The following is a 15,450-nucleotide window of genomic DNA, read 5'->3' as shown; positions in this document are numbered from 1 at the left end:
GACGATTAACGATGATCACATTGTTTGACCAGGCGCTCACCCGCGCTCTGGATGAGTTGAACCAGCACCACCAGAATGACCACGGTGACCAGCATGACGGTGGGATCGAAACGCTGGTAGCCGTAGCGAATACCCACATCACCGAGACCACCGCCTCCGATGGCACCTGCCATGGCGGAGTAGTTCACCAGGGTGACGAGGGTGATGATGACACTGTTGAGGATCCCCGGCAGGGCCTCGGGCAGCAGCACCTTGGTGATGATTTGCAGGGGTTTGGCCCCCATGGCCTTGGCCGCTTCCAGCAGGCCGTCAGGCACCTCCATCAGGGCCCCTTCCACCAGGCGGGCGATGAAGGGAATACAGCCCACGGTCAGCGGCACGATGGCGGCGATGGTGCCGATGCTGGTGCCGACGATGAAGCGGGTCAACGGAATGATGGCGACCAGCAGAATGATGAAGGGCACCGAGCGACCGACGTTGACGATGACGCCCAGGACCTTGTTGAGCAGCGGATTGGCCAGGATCTGGCCCGCCTTGGTCACGTGCAGCGCCACGCCGAGCGGCAGGCCGAGCAGGCAGCCGAACAGGGCGGAGGCAAACACCATGATGAGGGTGTCGCCCAGAGCCGAAATCAGCAGATTAATCATTGCTTCGGACATAACCCATTACCTCCAGCTGAATGTGGTTGTCGATGAGGAACTGCTGGGTGGCCTCGCACTGGGCCTCGTCCCCGAACAGTTCCGCCAGCAGGAAGCCGAACTTGACGCCACCGGCGTATTCGATGTCTGCGCTCAGGATGCTGATGTCGATGTTGAAACGGCGGCTCGCCTCGGAAATCAGCGGCGAATCCACCGTGGTCCCGGTAAAGCCGAGCTTCACCAGGGGATAGCTGCCGGGCACCCGCTCGGCACTCATCCGATCCTGATACTCCTGGGGCACTTCCAGGTGGATGGTGGAGTGGATGAAATCCCGGGCCAGCTGGGTCTTTGCATTGCTGAAGAACCAGGCCACTTCCCCCTGCTCGATGAGATGGCCGTCGCTGATGATGGCCACTTCGTCGCAGATCCCCTTCACCACGTCCATTTCGTGGGTGATGAGCAGTATGGTGAGCCCCAGCTTGACGTTGATCTCCTTGAGCAGGGTCAGGATCGAGCGGGTGGTCTGCGGGTCGAGGGCCGAGGTGGCCTCGTCACACAGCAGGACCTTGGGAGCCGGTGCCAGGGCACGGGCGATGGCGACGCGCTGCTTCTGCCCGCCGGAGAGCTCGGACGGATAGGCGTGGGCACGGGCTTCCAGCCCGACCAGGGCCAGCAGTTCGCTGACCCGGCTCTGGATCTTGTCCTTGCTCCAGCCCGCCAGCTCCAGCGGGAAGGCGATGTTGGCGGAGACGGTGCGAGAGGCCAGCAGGTTGAAGTGCTGGAAGATCATGCCGATCTGGCGGCGAGCCTGAGTCAGATCCCGCTCGCTGAGGGCGACCAGGTCCTGGCCATCGACGATGACCTGCCCCTCGGTGGGGCGCTCCAGCAGGTTGACGCAGCGGATGAGGGTACTCTTGCCGGCACCGGAGGCACCGATCACCCCGAAGATCTTGCCTTGGGGCACATGCAGGCTCACGTCACGCAGGGCGTGCACGGCATCACTGCCTTTACCGTAGACTTTGTTGAGACCGATCAACTTAATCATGGATTCTTCCGTGCTAACAGCCTTAAAGCACAGGGCGCTACAGGCGGGTAAATTGGGCAGAGGTTTCACTGGGTAGCTCTGTCATCATGGAGGATGATGCTAAGATGTCCGGATGGCTGTGTCAACGCATGTTTTTACGTCTAGACGTCTAAAAAATGGATAAGGATTCCCGCCATTTGACTATGGTGTGGAGGTATAACCACCAGCATCAATATAAGATTCCGATTTGATGACATTGGTCCGAATATAAGCTGGTAAATATCTTTTATGTCGTCGATTTGATGTCTCCCCTTCGGACAAGGTACCCGGTCGTCCGGGCAGCATCGCTGCCGGTTTCCCCTTCCTCCTGCCGTCTCTTTTTCTGTTTTCTTTTCCATCTCCTTGATGCAGAACAATAAATGACCAGTTCGTGGCCGTGTCGACATGCCAGCTCCCTATACTGGCTGCAGGTAGATGCCAGGAGGGAGGCGAGATGCGATTCCAACAGATCAAGGACCTGATGCTCTATCTCGAGGAGCTTCATCATCGGCAAGGGCACATTTACGGGCGCCAGATCCCCCGGGTGGATGCTGAGCGCAGCAGGATGTTGCTGGCCTATTTGCAAGGGCGGGAGGATGCCGCGGCGGCTCATCTGCACGATTATCGCGAGCAGATGGGAAGCGCGGTGAAGGAGACCTGGCTGGATCAGGGATTTGGCGAGGATCTGCTGGCCGAGGGGGATCGTCTGGCACTGCCCGCCACAACCCAGCCCGCGGAGATAGTGGCCCTGGTGTCACGCCAGGAGGAGAGGCTCATCGGCGAGCTGGAACGTCTGGCCCGGGAGTGCCCCACGCCCGACACGGCGGCGCTGCTGAAAGCCCTGGCCTCCATGGCCCAATCCCGCCTGACCCGTCTGGTACACGGTGCTCATCGCCTCGACGATCTCTGAGCCCGGATGAGAGAGACCCGGCACGGGCCGGGTCTTCTGATGTTGCTGGCGGTCAGCCCCCTTGCCGGGCCGCGCCATAGAGGGCGGCGCCTATGATGCCGGCCTGGTTGAGGTTCGCGGCCGCCACCAGGGGAGCCCGGGTCTCAATCTTGTCGATGAACTTGTCGAGCTTGGCGGCGCTGCCGCCCCCCAGGATGAAGAGGTCGGGGGAGAACAGAAACTCCAGGCGAGCCAGGTATTTGTTGAAACGTTTGCCCCAGCGGCCCCAGGAAAGATCCTCGCGCTTGCGCACCGCATCGGAGCAATAGTGTTCGGCCACCATGCCTTCCAGCATCAGGTGACCCAGCTCGGTATTGGGCAGCAACTGACCATTGACGAAGACGGCGGTACCGATGCCGGTGCCGACGGTGATGAGAATGATGACGCCCTGGCGATCCTGCCCGGTGCCAAAGCGCATCTCCGCCAGACCGGCCGCATCGGCGTCGTTCAGGACATGGCAGGGCAGGCCGGTCACATCGGCAAACAGGTGGGCGGCATCGGTCTCAATCCAGCTCTTGTCGATGTTGGAGGCATTCTTGGCGATGCCGTTGTGGATGGTGGCGGGAAAACCGCACCCCACGGGACCCTTCCATTGGAAGTGTTCGACCAGCGCCTTGAGGGTGTGTGCCACGGCGGCCGGGGTTGCCGGTTGCGGTGTGGCGATGCGGTGGCGTTCGCCAATCAGCTCCCCGGTTTCGGTGTCGACCAGGCAGCCCTTGATCCCGGACCCCCCAATATCTACTCCCAGCATCTGCATCAGAATCTTCCTTTTATTGTGCCGATGTTCAATGGTCGGCAGAGCATGAAAAAATGGCTGCGATCCGGCAAGGGCCAGATCACTTATGCGTGATCCGGCAGACCTTTTTCGATGCAGCGGATCAGCAATCGCGTCTTTTTATTCTCTTCCTGCTGACGCCTGGCCAGGGTCGCCAGCGCCCACTCGATATGCTCGGCCACCATGGGCGCCGCCTCAGGCAGCGCCTGTTGCAGGGCGGCCAGGACCTCGCTGCTGGCCGGTCCGTTGCCAAGGGCCACCGCCAGGTTGCGGCGCCAGCGCTGATAGCCGATGCGGCGGATGGGGCTGCCTTCCGTGTGCTTGAGAAACTCGGCCTCGCTCCAGCCCCACAAGGTCAAGAGGGGCGGGCGGTGCAGATTGGGGCGCGGGCTGAAGTCGGGCTCCGGGCTGGCATTGGCATAGCGGTTCCAGGGGCAGATGAGCTGGCAGTCGTCACAGCCATAGATGCGATTGCCCATGAGCGGCCTGAACTCCTCGGGAATGGGGCCGTCGTTCTCGATGGTGAGATAGGAGATGCAGCGCCGTCCGTCTACCACATAGGGGGCGATGATGGCACCGGTGGGGCAGATATTGATGCAGGCCACGCACTTGCCACACAGCTCCTTCTCCACCGGGGTATCCACGGGCAGCGGCAGGGCGATGAGCAATTCTCCCAGAAAGAAGAAGGAGCCGGCGGACTCGTTGATCAGCAGCGAGTGCTTGCCCACCCAGCCAAGGCCCGCCTTGGCCGCTAGCGGCCTTTCCAGAATAGGGGCCGAGTCGACGAAGGGGCGCCACTCGCCCAGGGTTTGTCCCGCCGCCTGCAACAGGGTTTCGCACCGCAGCTCGATGCGCTCCCCCAACTGTTTGAGCCGGTTGCGCAGCACCTTGTGGTAGTCGCGGCCGAGGGCATAGCGGCTGATGTAGCCGAGGGTGGGATTGCGCAGGGTGGCGGCAAAGCCCGCCTCGAACGGGAGGTAGTTCATCCGCACCGAGATGACCCGCAAGGTGTCCGGCAACAGCTCGTGGGGGCGGGCCCTCATCATGCCGTGGCGCGCCATGTAGTCCATGGTCCCGTGATAACCGGCATCCAGCCAGGCCTGCAACCTTGGCTCTTCCAGGGTGAGGTCGGTGTCGGCGATGCCGACCTGGTCAAATCCTAGCTCCCTTGCCCAGAGCTTGATATCGTGGGCCAGTTGCGCAAGTTCGGCAGCCGTCATGCAGCATCCCCCCTCTGCCTGTAGGAGTGTGGCAGGCGCAGGGCGGCAATATGGCGTGCCAGTTGCCGGGTCATGGGATGATGAAACGTGGGGGCCGTCATGGTAGAGGTGTTCGGGGACGCTATCCGCAAAAATGAGTGGGAGAGTCTAGCACAACCCCTGTGGCGGGCCGAGCAGATCCGCAGCATGGAACGGCGCTGGGCCGAGCAGGAGGGGTTGCCCCTCTATGTGCTGATGGAGCGGGCCGGGAATGCGCTGTGCAACTATGCCTGTCACCACTGGCCCGACAGCCGCCAGTGGTGGATCTTCGTCGGCCCTGGCAACAACGGTGGGGATGGCTACGTGCTGGCCCGCCTTGCCCGGCGCATCGGCCTCGAACCTCTGGTGATTGCCGCCCGGGCTCCCGGCCTGCTGAGGGGAGATGCCAGGCGGGCTGCCGAAGAGTGGCTCGCATCGGGGGGGAGCGTGACCATGGCCGAGGATCTGCTGCCCGCCACGCTGCCGCCGCCGGATCTGGTCATAGACGCACTGCTCGGTACCGGCGTCCAGCTTCCCCTCTCCTCGTCAATGACAAAGATCGTCGCAACAATCAATGGCTTGAACGCGCCCGTGCTGGCGGTGGATCTCCCCTCCGGTCTCAATGCCGACACCGGCCGCGCCATGGGCGCACTGGTGCGTGCCACCCGCACCCTCACTTTCATCGGCATCAAGCAGGGCATGCTCACCGCCGACGGGGTGGACGGAATCGGCCACCTCGACCGGGATCCCCTGGGAGTGACGCCGGGGGAGGAACGGGTTCCCGCTGCCGAGCGGATCGATTATCCCAGCCTCAAGGGGTTGCTGACCCCGCGCAGGCGCTCGGCTCACAAGGGACACAGCGGCAAGGTACTGCTGACGGGGGGGAACCTCGGCATGCAGGGGGCCATTCTGCTGGCGGGTCAGGCCTGCCTGCGGGCGGGGGCGGGATTGGTACGCCTGCGCCAGCACCCGGATTGCCCGGCGGCCAGCCTGGTTCAACCCGAGCTGATGGGATGCCCGGCGGACATGGATGAAGGGTGGGCATCGGTGCAGGTACTGGGCCCCGGGCTCGGTCAGGATGGGTGGGGCCGGGCCCGGTTCGAACAGGGCATCGGAGCCGCCGTGCCACTGGTATTGGACGCCGATGGATTGAATTGGCTGGCGCAGGCCCCCCGTCATCAGGATAATTGGGTGCTCACGCCCCACCCCGGGGAGGCGGCTCGCCTGCTGGGTTGCTCCATCGCCGAGGTCGAGGGGGACAGGTTTGCGGCCGTCTCGCGACTGCAACAGCGCTACGGTGGTGTGGTGTTGCTCAAGGGGGCGGGGTCGCTCATCTGCGACGGCAGGCGCATTTCCCTGTGCGACGAGGGCAACCCCGGCATGGCCAGTGGCGGCATGGGTGACCTCTTGTCTGGTATAATCGCCGCCCTTCTGGCTCAGGGCTGGTCTGCGGGCATGGCCACCCGACTCGGGGCCGTGATCCACGCAGAGGCCGCCGATCTGGCCGCTGCCGAGGGTGAGAGGGGCATGCTGGCATCGGATCTGCTGCCCTGGATCCGTCGTCTGGTCAATCCGACACAGTAACAAGTAACAAGAAGAACATGGCAAAAACCTTGATGATGACACTGCCGGACGAGGCAGCAACAGTGGCGCTGGGTGGCCGTCTGGCAAAGGCGTGCCAACAGGCCACCACGGTATTTCTGCACGGTGCCCTCGGGGCCGGCAAAACCACCCTGACCCGAGGCTGGGTGCAGGGACTGGGTCATGAGGGCAAGGTCAAGAGTCCGACCTATACCCTGGTGGAGCCCTATGAGCTTGCCCAGTGGCAGGTCTATCACTTCGATCTCTATCGACTGGCCGACCCGGAAGAGCTGGAGTTCATGGGCATTCGCGACTATTTCGCCGCCGATACCCTCTGCCTGGTGGAGTGGCCAGAGAAGGGCGAGGGCTGGCTGCCAGCCCCGGATCTCGAGATCACCCTGAGTTATGCAAACGAGCAGCGCGCGGTGCAGATTGATGCCCGCACTGCTATCGGCGAAGCCATTCTGGAACGGTTGTCATCTCAGTGCGCGTGATCCTTGTTTTTGTTCTCTCCCTGATGGCATTGCCCACCTGGGCCAATCAGCTCAAGAGTGTGCGGGTGTGGCCATCACCGGACAACACCCGGGTGGTGCTCGACATGAGCAGCGCCCCCAATTTCAACTACTTCACCCTGACCGGTCCGAACCGTCTGGTCATCGACCTGAAAGGGGCGAGCAACGCCACCAACCTGGCCCGCATCGAGAACAAGAGCGAGCTGGTGCGCAAGATCCGCGAGAGCACGCCGCTGGAGAAGGGCGGCCTGCGACTGGTGCTGGATCTCGGCTCTGCCATCAAGCCGGTGGTCTTCCCGCTGGCGCCGGCAGGTCCCTATGGCCACCGTCTGGTGATCGATCTTCCCTATGAAGAGAAGGGGAGCGCTGCGGCGCAGCCCGCTCCCGTCGGGGGGCACGGCAAGGCCATCGTCATCGCCATCGATCCTGGTCACGGCGGGGAAGACCCGGGCTCCATCGGCCCGCGCCGCACCTACGAGAAACGGGTGACCCTGGCGGTCTCCCAGAAGCTGGCGACCCTCATCGACCGGGAGCCCGGCATGCGCGCCGTGCTGACCCGCCGTGGCGACTACTTCGTCGATCTCAACAAACGCTCCGAGATTGCCCGCAAGGCCAAGGCAGACCTGCTGGTGTCAGTGCATGCCGACAGCTTCCACAACTCGACTCCTCGCGGCGCCTCCGTCTGGGTGCTGTCGACCAACCGCGCCAACCGCGAGATGGGTAGCTGGCTCGAGAAGCAGGAGAAACAGGGGGAACTGCTGGGAGGCGTTGGCAAGGTATTGGCCGAGTCTGATCCCAACCCCTATCTGGCGCAGACCTTCCTGGATCTCTCCATGGACAAGTCCAGGGCCGAAGGCTATGACGTCAGCCGCCAGATCCTGCGCTCGCTCGGGCGGGTGGCCAGATTGCACAAGAAGGCGCCGGAACATGCGAGTCTGGCGGTGCTGAAGGCGCCGGACATCCCCTCGGTACTGGTGGAGACGGGCTTTATCTCGAACCACGCCGAGGAGAAACTGCTGGCCACCGCCAGCTATCAGGATCAGCTGGCCCGGGCCATCTTCGAGGGGATCCGCAACTATTACCGCAGTCATCCGACCAAGGGGCCCATGCTCACCGGCAAGGGCCAGGTTGCTGCCCCGCCGCGTCAGGCGCCTGCCAACAAGCCGGTCGCTGTCAGCAAGCCGGCTGCCCAGCCAACGCAGCAGGTCGTGACCAACCGGATGCCGGCGAGCGAGCCCTATCGCGTCGGTGAGGGCGGCGCCCCGGTCAGCAGCGTCGGCAGCGCCTCCGGTGCCGGCGTGATCAAACCTTACAAGGTCGCAGCCCAGGAGCCGAGTGCGCCGGTAGCCAGCGTGCAGAGCAACGACAAGTCCAACATGATCCGCCACGTGGTCACCCGTGGTCAGAGTCTCTCCCGGCTCGCCGAGAAACATGGGGTGAGTCAGGCGCGACTGGTGGAGATCAACAAGCTTAAGTCGCGGGACATCCAGATAGGGCAGGTGCTCTATATTCCGCGAAAATAGCGCGGGTGAAGAACGCCGCCCTTCTCTGCCGATGGCAGGGAGGGGCGGTGAGCATTGATGGCGCCAGGTCCACCTCTTCCCCTTTTTCATCTGCAGGAGCAAGCGATGCCAATCCGTATATTGCCGCCGATTCTGGCCAACCAGATTGCTGCCGGTGAGGTGGTGGAGCGGCCCTCCTCCGTGGTCAAGGAGCTGGTGGAAAACAGCCTGGATGCGGGGGCTGACCGGGTCGAGATCGACATCGACAAGGGAGGCGCCAAGCTTATCCGCATTCGTGACAACGGCTGCGGTGTCGCCAGGGATGAGCTGGTGCTGGCGCTGTCGCGCCACGCCACCTCCAAGGTGGCGACCCTGGACGATCTGGAAGGGATCAACAGCCTGGGCTTTCGCGGGGAGGCGCTCGCCTCCATCAGCTCCGTCTCCCGCCTCACCTTCACCTCCCGTACGGCAGAGCAGAGCGAGGCCTGGCAGGCCCAGGCGGAAGGGCGTGAGATGAGCGTCACCGTCAAGCCGGCGGCCCACCCGGTGGGCACCACGGTGGAGGTGGTGGATCTCTTCTTCAACACCCCGGCGCGGCGCAAGTTCATGCGCAGCGAAAAGACCGAATTTGCCCACATCGACGAACTGGTGCGCCGCATCGCGCTCTCCCGCTTCGACGCCACCCTGATCCTGCGTCACAACGGCAAAGTGGTGCGCCAGTACAAGGCGGCCAACACGGTGGCGGAGCAGGAGCGCCGCCTTGCCGCCGTCTGCGGCTCCCCCTTCATGCACCATGCCCTGGCGGTATCGAGCGAACACAGCGACGTGCGGTTGTGGGGCTGGCTGGCCACTCCGGCAGGGGCCAGGCCGCAGAACGACCTGCAATACACTTATGTCAATGGCCGCATGATGCGGGACAAGCTCATCAATCACGCCATCCGCCAGGCCTATGACGAGCTGCTGCCCGCCGATCGCTTCGCGGCCTATGTGCTTTATATCGAGCTGGATCCCCGCCAGGTGGACGTCAACGTCCATCCGGCCAAGCACGAAGTGCGTTTCCATCAGGCGCGTCTCATCCACGATTTTATCTTCCAGGCGCTGTTTACCGCCCTGCGCCAGGACGGAGCAGGGAGCGCCACCGATGAACCCCTGGCCGAGACCCAGGTCGAGCTGCCGGGCAGCCCGGAGATCACCTATCCGGGTCAGGCGCCGCGCACCGAGTGGTACGGTGCCGAACACGGCTATCGGGCTCCTGCCCCTGCACGAGATGGCGACGGCGTGCGGGAAGGCGGTGGTGGCAGGGGAGGACACTACCAGCCTCCCGAACCCCCGAGCCGGGCCGCGATGCGAGGCATGGGCGCCTTGCTCACCACCCTGCCCGAGGTGGCGACGCCGGCATCCCGGCCCGGAGCCGAGAGCGGTGCCGTCGAGACGCCAGCCCGAACGGGGGAGTGGCGCGCCCTGAGCCTGGTCGAGCAGGCCTATCTGCTGATGGAGCGTCAGGGGCAGCTGGCGCTGCTCTCCCTGGTGCGCGCCGAGCGTCTGTTGTTGCGCCACTGGCTGCTGGATGCCTGGGGCCAGGGGCTGGCGGCCCAGCCTCTATTGCTGCCGGTCTCCTTCAAGTTGCCGAAAAACCTGGTAGCCCTGGTGGAGGAGCGGGAACGCCTGCTCAAACGCATGGGGCTGGAGTTGAAAAGCGGGGGGCGCGACACCATGATCCTGACTCGGGTGCCCGCCCTGCTGCGCCAGACCGATCTGGCCCGCCTCTTACCCGAATTGTTGCAACTGGTCGAGAGCGGATCTGACAGTGATGCCGACGCGCAGGCTGGGGTACTATGCCAGTGGTTGGTGGAACAAGGCATAAGTGACGAAAAAATATACGATTTTGCCACTGCCACCCGGTTGTTGACGGAACTTGTTGCCGATTTCAGTGACCAACTGGCAGACGTTCGCATGGTGCGCCCGTTGTCGCTGGCGAACGTGCTGGCCGAGTTTGCCGATGGCAACTGACGGCGTCTCGTCGTCTGTTGCATCCATATGACCAGTTTTATGCCGGCTCGCCCGTGAAGGGGCGGCCGAAGGGAGTGTTTAACGTGGCTGACTTGCCGACTGCAATTTTTCTGATGGGGCCGACGGCCTCCGGCAAGACGGATCTCGCCATTGAACTGTGCCAGGCCCTGCCCTGCGACATCATCAGCGTGGACTCTGCGCTCATCTATCGCGGCATGGACATAGGCACCGCCAAGCCGACGCCAGCCGAGCTGGCGCAGGCCCCGCATCGGCTGATCGACATCCTGGATCCCGCCATGAGCTATTCGGCGGCGGATTTTTGCAAGGATGCCCTGCGGGAGATGAAAGAGATCGCCGACCGTGGCCGCATTCCGCTGCTGGTGGGCGGCACCATGCTCTATTTCAAGGCGCTGCTGGAGGGGCTTTCTCCGCTGCCTTCCGCCGATCCCACCATTCGGGCCGGCATCGAGGAAGATGCTGCCCGCCTCGGCTGGCAGGCGCTGCACGACGAACTGGTGCGCATCGACCCGGTGGCCGGTGCACGCATCCACCCCAACGATCCCCAGCGCCTGTGCCGGGCGCTCGAGGTTTACCGCATCAGCGGCAAGACCCTCACCGAGCTGACCCAGGTACAGGGAGAGGGGCTGCCCTACCGGGCGCTGCAGTTTGCCATCGCGCCGAGGGATCGGGCCGTGCTGCACCAGCGCATCGAACAGCGGTTTGACAAGATGCTGGGCAGCGGCTTCGAGCAGGAGGTCAGGGCGCTTTACGAGCGGGGGGATCTTACCCCGGATCTTCCCTCCATTCGCTGCGTGGGATACCGCCAAATGTGGGACTACCTGGCGGGGGAAGTCGAGTATGATGAGATGCGTTATCGCGGTATTGTTGCCACCCGCCAGTTGGCCAAGCGTCAGATGACCTGGTTGCGCGGTTGGCCTGATGTGACCTGGTTGGAATCTGGTGAGTCTGGCAATCTGGCCAGGGTCGTCGCCCAAGCTGGTCCGGCTTGACACTCCTGTATAATCAGGTTGTTATATTGAATATCCGGTGTTTAAAAACAACAAACTATAAGGAAAAGAAAGATGGCTAAGGGGCAATCTCTCCAAGACCCGTTTTTGAATGCGCTGCGCCGTGAGCGTATTCCTGTTTCTATCTATTTGGTGAACGGTATCAAACTGCAGGGTCAGATCGAATCGTTTGACCAGTTTGTCATTCTGCTGAAGAACACCGTGAGCCAGATGGTCTACAAGCACGCCATTTCCACCGTGGTGCCGGCCCGTGCCGTCAACCATCACCAGCACGCCCCGGGCGCCGCCGGTGAAGAGCAGGGTGAAGCCGAGGCGTGATATCCTGCGGCGAGTTCACTCGCCAACTCAGATCCATCATGATACCTGTCAAGGAGCAAGCGCTTGTTTGACCGTTACGAAGCTGGTGAACAGGCCGTTCTGGTACATGTCAACTTCAGCGATGAGGGCGAGCGGGAGGATCTGGACGAGCTCAAGATGCTGGTGAGCTCGGCCGGGGTCAATGCACTGGGGGTGATCACCACCAGTCGCAGCGCACCCAGCGCCAAATTTTTTGTCGGCAGCGGCAAGGCGGAAGAGATCGCGTCCCAGGTCCAGATGCTGGACGCCGACGTGGTCATCTTCAACCATGCCCTGACCCCCGCCCAGGAGCGCAACCTGGAGCGTCTGTTCCAGTGCCGGGTCGTGGACAGAACAGGCCTTATCCTCGATATCTTCGCCCAGCGCGCCCGCACTCACGAAGGCAAGTTGCAGGTCGAACTGGCCCAGTTGCGCCATCTTTCCACTCGTCTGGTGCGAGGCTGGACCCACCTTGAGCGACAAAAGGGGGGGATCGGTCTGCGCGGCCCGGGTGAAACCCAGCTTGAAACCGACCGACGCCTGCTGCGTGAGCGCATCAAGGCCATTTTGCGCCGCCTCGACAAGGTGGCCAAGCAGCGGGAGCAGGGGCGCCGTGCCCGCAACCGCAACGAAGTGCCGACCGTTTCTCTGGTGGGGTATACCAACGCCGGAAAATCCACTTTGTTCAACCAACTTACAGATGCCAGCGTGTATGCTGCCGACCAATTGTTCGCAACCCTGGACCCCACCCTGCGCAAATTGGTGATCCAGGATGTGGGTGATGTGATCCTGGCGGATACAGTTGGATTTATTCGGCACTTGCCCCATGATCTGGTCGCGGCCTTCAAGGCGACCCTGCAGGAGACTCGCGAAGCGGACCTGCTGCTGCACGTGGTGGACTGTGCCGATGAACAGATGCAGGAGAATATCGAGTCGGTCCAGCGTGTGCTGGCCGAGATCGAGGCGGATGACCGTCCCCAACTGATGATCTGCAACAAGATCGACAAGCTGGGGGATCGTCCGGCTGGTCTTGAACGGGATGAGGCTGGACGACCGGTGCGAGTCTGGTTGTCGGCCCAGACTGGCGAGGGCAGTGAATACCTGTTCCAGGCACTGACCGAACTGCTGGCCGGCTCCATGGTGCATCACACCCTGCAACTGCCCCCTTCCGCCGCCAGACTGCGCAGTGCGCTCTATCGGCTGAAAGGTATCGAGCAGGAAGGTTTCAGCGAGGAGGGGGACTTTGTGCTGGAAGTTCGCCTGCAACTGGCTGACTGGAACCGCCTCATGAAACAAGAAGGTGAGAGTTTACAACGCTTTATCAGGCATTGATGGGTCGATGAACATAACTGGTTTGCTGACTTCATCGCCCCTCTGTGGCCCGATAGAGATGATATCCATCCGCATGTATTAATGGAGACGCTGATGGCTTGGAATGAGCCTGGTAACAATGGCAAAGACCGTGACCCCTGGGGGAACAACGGCAAGAATCAGGGCCCCCCTGATCTGGACGAGATGCTTCGCAAGGTGAGCCGTCGTTTTGGCGGTCTGCTCGGTGGTGGCAAATCCGGTGGTGGTGACGTCGGCAAGTTCGGCCTCTCCATCGCCTTGGTGGTGGCCGTGGTGGTGTGGGTCGTCAGCGGCTTCTACACCATTCGCGAAGCCGAGCGAGGCGTGGTGCTGCGCTTTGGCGAATACTCCCACAACGTGGATCCCGGCCTGCGCTGGAAACCGACCTTCATCGACCGGGTGATCCCGGTGGACGTGGAGTCTGTCCGTTCCCTGCCGGCGTCCGGTTTCATGCTGACCCAGGATGAGAACGTGGTACGGGTCGAGATGGACGTGCAGTATCGCGTGGTCGATCCCGAGCAGTACCTGTTCAGCGTGACCAACGCCGACGAGAGCCTGAGCCAGGCCACCGACAGCGCCCTGCGCTACGTGGTGGGTCACACCCGGATGGACGATGTGCTGACCACGGGTCGTGAGAAGGTGCGTCAGGAAACCTGGCAGGTGATCGACAGCATCATCGAGCCCTATCAGATGGGTCTGCAGATCGTGGACGTCAACTTCCTGCCGGCGCGTCCGCCGGAAGAGGTGAAGGATGCGTTTGATGACGCCATCTCCGCCCAGGAAGATGAGCAGCGTTTTATCCGTGAAGCGGAAGCCTATGCCCGTGAAGTGGAGCCCAAGGCTCGTGGCCAGGTCAAACGTCTGGAGCAGGAGGCCGAAGCCTACAAGTCCCAGATCGTGTTGAAGGCCAAGGGTGAAGTCGCTCGCTTCAACGAGCTACTGCCCCAGTATCAGGCCGCGCCCGAGCTGACCCGTGATCGTATCTACCTGGAAACCATGGAAGAGCTCTATCAGCAGGCCAACAAGGTGGTGGTCGACATGCCGGCTGGCAACAACAGCATGATCTATCTGCCGCTCGACAAGCTCTCTGGCAAGGCGAATGCCGTGCAACCGGCACGTCCTGCGGGCACCCCGGCAGTCGAGGCGGCCCAGCCGTCCAACGAAGGGGCCAACTCCACTCCGACCCCGCTGCGTGGCGGTGATCGTTTCAGCACAGGGAGAAACTGATAGATGAAAAAGCTAGCTATTGGTGTCATCGCTGTGGCCGCCATGGTCTGCTTCTCTTCCATCTTCATCGTCGATGAAGGACAGAAGGGGATCGTGGTGCAGTTTGGCAAGGTGAAACGGGTCGACTCCGGTGAACCGCGCCTGTACGAGCCGGGTCTGCACTTCAAGGTGCCGCTCATCGACCAGGTACGCAAGATGGATGCCCGCATCCAGACTCTGGAAGGCCAGGCGGATCGCTTCGTTACGTCCGAGAAGAAGGACCTCATCATCGACTCCTACGTGAAGTGGAAGATCGAGGACTTCTCCAAGTACTACCTGGCGACCGGTGGTGGCAACAAGATCCAGGCTGAAGACCTGCTCAAGCGCAAGATCAACAACGGCCTGCGTTCCGAGATCGGTAACCGCACCATCAAGGACATCGTCTCCGGCGAGCGCAGTACCGTGATGGAAGATGCCCTGATGAAGATGGCGCGCTCCTCCGAGCTCGGCATCAAGGTGGTGGATGTGCGCATCAAGCAGATCAACCTGCCGGTGGAAGTTTCCAGCTCCATCTATCAGCGGATGCGTGCCGAGCGGACCGCGGTTGCCCGTGAACACCGTTCACAGGGCCGCGAGCAGGCCGAGATCCTGCGTGCCGACATCGACCGCAAGGTGACCGTGATGATCGCCGACGCCGAGAGTAATGCCCGTCAACTGCGTGGTGAAGGGGATGCCGAAGCCGCCAGGATCTATGCCGACAGCTACAAGAAGGACCCGGAGTTCTTCAGTTTCGTGCGCAGCATGGAGGCCTATCGCAAGAGCTTCGCCGGTGGCAACGACCTCATGGTCCTGAAACCGGACAGCGAGTTCTTCCGCTACCTCAAGTCGCCGCACGGCAACAAGCAGTAAACATGTGTTGATATGACCCAAGGGCCTGATGATTCAGGCCCTTTTGTTTGCCGGCCACAGACCGGCAGGGGAACAGGGATAGGGAGAGGTGATGCTGACATCCATGTTGATGGGGCTGGGGTTGCTGCTGCTCTTCGAAGGATTGGGGCCCTTGCTCGCTCCCAGTGCATGGCAGCAGATGCTGCGCCTGCTCGGGGAGTTGCCGCCGGAACAGCTGCGCCGCATCGGCGGCTGTCTGGTGGTGGCAGGTGGCGTCATCTTGTGGGCGTTGGCCTGTTAGAACCTGTGTTGATACGACAGTGGCACGGCGAATTCAGACAATAAAAAAGAGGCCAGAGGGCCTCTTTTTTATT

At 62.4% G+C, this 15,450-nt stretch carries 15 protein-coding genes; 11 read left to right on the top strand and 4 right to left on the bottom strand.

The annotated features are described in order from the left end of the window. Nucleotides 1-5 precede the first annotated feature (5 nt). Nucleotides 6-659, bottom strand: coding sequence for a methionine ABC transporter permease (locus OKB81_RS02780; protein ID WP_160837498.1), 654 nt, complete (start codon nt 657-659; stop codon nt 6-8). Beyond that, complete coding sequence (gene metN / locus OKB81_RS02775) at nt 640-1,683, bottom strand: methionine ABC transporter ATP-binding protein MetN (protein ID WP_103261496.1); 1,044 nt, start codon at nt 1,681-1,683, stop codon at nt 640-642. Before metN ends, OKB81_RS02780 begins: the two co-directional genes overlap by 20 nt. Before the next feature lie 472 nt (nt 1,684-2,155). On the opposite strand from metN, the gene OKB81_RS02770 reads away from it, so the two are divergent. Next, nucleotides 2,156-2,611 carry a hypothetical protein gene (locus OKB81_RS02770; RefSeq protein ID WP_010673186.1) on the top strand — a complete coding sequence of 152 codons (456 nt, stop codon included), beginning with the start codon at nt 2,156-2,158 and terminating at the stop codon, nt 2,609-2,611. A gap of 52 nt (nt 2,612-2,663) precedes the next feature. On the opposite strand, the gene ppgK is transcribed toward OKB81_RS02770, so the two are convergent. Then, a complete protein-coding gene (gene ppgK, locus OKB81_RS02765) occupies nt 2,664-3,407 on the bottom strand; it encodes a polyphosphate--glucose phosphotransferase (protein WP_010673187.1) in 744 nt (247 codons plus the stop codon). A gap of 83 nt (nt 3,408-3,490) precedes the next feature. Continuing rightward, nucleotides 3,491-4,645, bottom strand: a complete 1,155-nt coding sequence (gene queG, locus OKB81_RS02760) for a tRNA epoxyqueuosine(34) reductase QueG (RefSeq protein ID WP_160837497.1) — start codon at nt 4,643-4,645, stop codon at nt 3,491-3,493. A gap of 99 nt (nt 4,646-4,744) precedes the next feature. On the opposite strand from queG, the gene OKB81_RS02755 reads away from it, so the two are divergent. The 10 genes from OKB81_RS02755 to OKB81_RS02710 all read left to right on the top strand — a co-directional run bounded on the left by OKB81_RS02755 (nt 4,745) and on the right by OKB81_RS02710 (nt 15,377). Further along, nucleotides 4,745-6,247, top strand: a complete 1,503-nt coding sequence (locus tag OKB81_RS02755; protein WP_270669969.1) for an NAD(P)H-hydrate dehydratase — start codon at nt 4,745-4,747, stop codon at nt 6,245-6,247. Nucleotides 6,248-6,264: 17 nt separating this feature from the next. Continuing rightward, a complete protein-coding gene (tsaE, locus tag OKB81_RS02750) occupies nt 6,265-6,738 on the top strand; it encodes a tRNA (adenosine(37)-N6)-threonylcarbamoyltransferase complex ATPase subunit type 1 TsaE (RefSeq protein ID WP_109111729.1) in 474 nt (157 codons plus the stop codon). A 23-nt stretch (nt 6,739-6,761) separates the two neighbouring features. Next, on the top strand, nt 6,762-8,279 hold the full coding sequence (locus OKB81_RS02745; RefSeq protein WP_202395083.1) for an N-acetylmuramoyl-L-alanine amidase: 1,518 nt from the start codon (nt 6,762-6,764) through the stop codon (nt 8,277-8,279). Between the two features lie 105 nt (nt 8,280-8,384). Continuing rightward, nucleotides 8,385-10,268, top strand: coding sequence for a DNA mismatch repair endonuclease MutL (mutL, locus tag OKB81_RS02740; RefSeq protein WP_119197354.1), 1,884 nt, complete (start codon nt 8,385-8,387; stop codon nt 10,266-10,268). Nucleotides 10,269-10,360: 92 nt separating this feature from the next. After that, the gene (miaA, locus tag OKB81_RS02735; protein WP_119197807.1) at nt 10,361-11,278 is read left to right on the top strand and encodes a tRNA (adenosine(37)-N6)-dimethylallyltransferase MiaA; all 918 of its coding nucleotides are present in this window, start codon (nt 10,361-10,363) and stop codon (nt 11,276-11,278) included. Nucleotides 11,279-11,350: 72 nt separating this feature from the next. Next, nucleotides 11,351-11,614, top strand: coding sequence for an RNA chaperone Hfq (gene hfq, locus OKB81_RS02730; protein ID WP_011704864.1), 264 nt, complete (start codon nt 11,351-11,353; stop codon nt 11,612-11,614). Between the two features lie 63 nt (nt 11,615-11,677). After that, a complete protein-coding gene (gene hflX / locus OKB81_RS02725; protein ID WP_010673194.1) occupies nt 11,678-12,964 on the top strand; it encodes a ribosome rescue GTPase HflX in 1,287 nt (428 codons plus the stop codon). Between the two features lie 93 nt (nt 12,965-13,057). Then, nucleotides 13,058-14,209 carry an FtsH protease activity modulator HflK gene (gene hflK, locus OKB81_RS02720; protein WP_010673195.1) on the top strand — a complete coding sequence of 384 codons (1,152 nt, stop codon included), beginning with the start codon at nt 13,058-13,060 and terminating at the stop codon, nt 14,207-14,209. A 3-nt stretch (nt 14,210-14,212) separates the two neighbouring features. Next, nucleotides 14,213-15,097, top strand: coding sequence for a protease modulator HflC (hflC, locus tag OKB81_RS02715; RefSeq protein ID WP_010673196.1), 885 nt, complete (start codon nt 14,213-14,215; stop codon nt 15,095-15,097). Between the two features lie 91 nt (nt 15,098-15,188). Beyond that, on the top strand, nt 15,189-15,377 hold the full coding sequence (locus OKB81_RS02710; RefSeq protein WP_270669968.1) for a DUF2065 domain-containing protein: 189 nt from the start codon (nt 15,189-15,191) through the stop codon (nt 15,375-15,377). Nucleotides 15,378-15,450 lie beyond the last annotated feature (73 nt).

Origin of the sequence: Aeromonas sp. QDB56 (genome assembly GCF_027705505.1) — a bacterium.
Taxonomy (GTDB): Bacteria; Pseudomonadota; Gammaproteobacteria; order Enterobacterales; family Aeromonadaceae; genus Aeromonas; species Aeromonas caviae.
Note: the sequence above shows the minus strand (reverse complement) of the source record. Positions and strands in the feature narration are given on the sequence as shown.

Excerpts from the sequence above, each read along its gene's own strand:
- OKB81_RS02780 (WP_160837498.1), bottom strand. The coding sequence starts at position 659 with ATGTCCGAAGCAATGATTAATCTGCTGATTTCGGCTCTGGGCGACACC.
- metN (WP_103261496.1), bottom strand. The coding sequence starts at position 1,683 with ATGATTAAGTTGATCGGTCTCAACAAAGTCTACGGTAAAGGCAGTGAT.
- OKB81_RS02770 (WP_010673186.1), top strand. The coding sequence starts at position 2,156 with ATGCGATTCCAACAGATCAAGGACCTGATGCTCTATCTCGAGGAGCTT.
- ppgK (WP_010673187.1), bottom strand. The coding sequence starts at position 3,407 with ATGCAGATGCTGGGAGTAGATATTGGGGGGTCCGGGATCAAGGGCTGC.
- queG (WP_160837497.1), bottom strand. The coding sequence starts at position 4,645 with ATGACGGCTGCCGAACTTGCGCAACTGGCCCACGATATCAAGCTCTGG.
- OKB81_RS02755 (WP_270669969.1), top strand. The coding sequence starts at position 4,745 with ATGGTAGAGGTGTTCGGGGACGCTATCCGCAAAAATGAGTGGGAGAGT.
- tsaE (WP_109111729.1), top strand. The coding sequence starts at position 6,265 with ATGGCAAAAACCTTGATGATGACACTGCCGGACGAGGCAGCAACAGTG.
- OKB81_RS02745 (WP_202395083.1), top strand. The coding sequence starts at position 6,762 with ATGGCATTGCCCACCTGGGCCAATCAGCTCAAGAGTGTGCGGGTGTGG.
- mutL (WP_119197354.1), top strand. The coding sequence starts at position 8,385 with ATGCCAATCCGTATATTGCCGCCGATTCTGGCCAACCAGATTGCTGCC.
- hfq (WP_011704864.1), top strand. The coding sequence starts at position 11,351 with ATGGCTAAGGGGCAATCTCTCCAAGACCCGTTTTTGAATGCGCTGCGC.
- hflK (WP_010673195.1), top strand. The coding sequence starts at position 13,058 with ATGGCTTGGAATGAGCCTGGTAACAATGGCAAAGACCGTGACCCCTGG.
- hflC (WP_010673196.1), top strand. The coding sequence starts at position 14,213 with ATGAAAAAGCTAGCTATTGGTGTCATCGCTGTGGCCGCCATGGTCTGC.
- OKB81_RS02710 (WP_270669968.1), top strand. The coding sequence starts at position 15,189 with ATGCTGACATCCATGTTGATGGGGCTGGGGTTGCTGCTGCTCTTCGAA.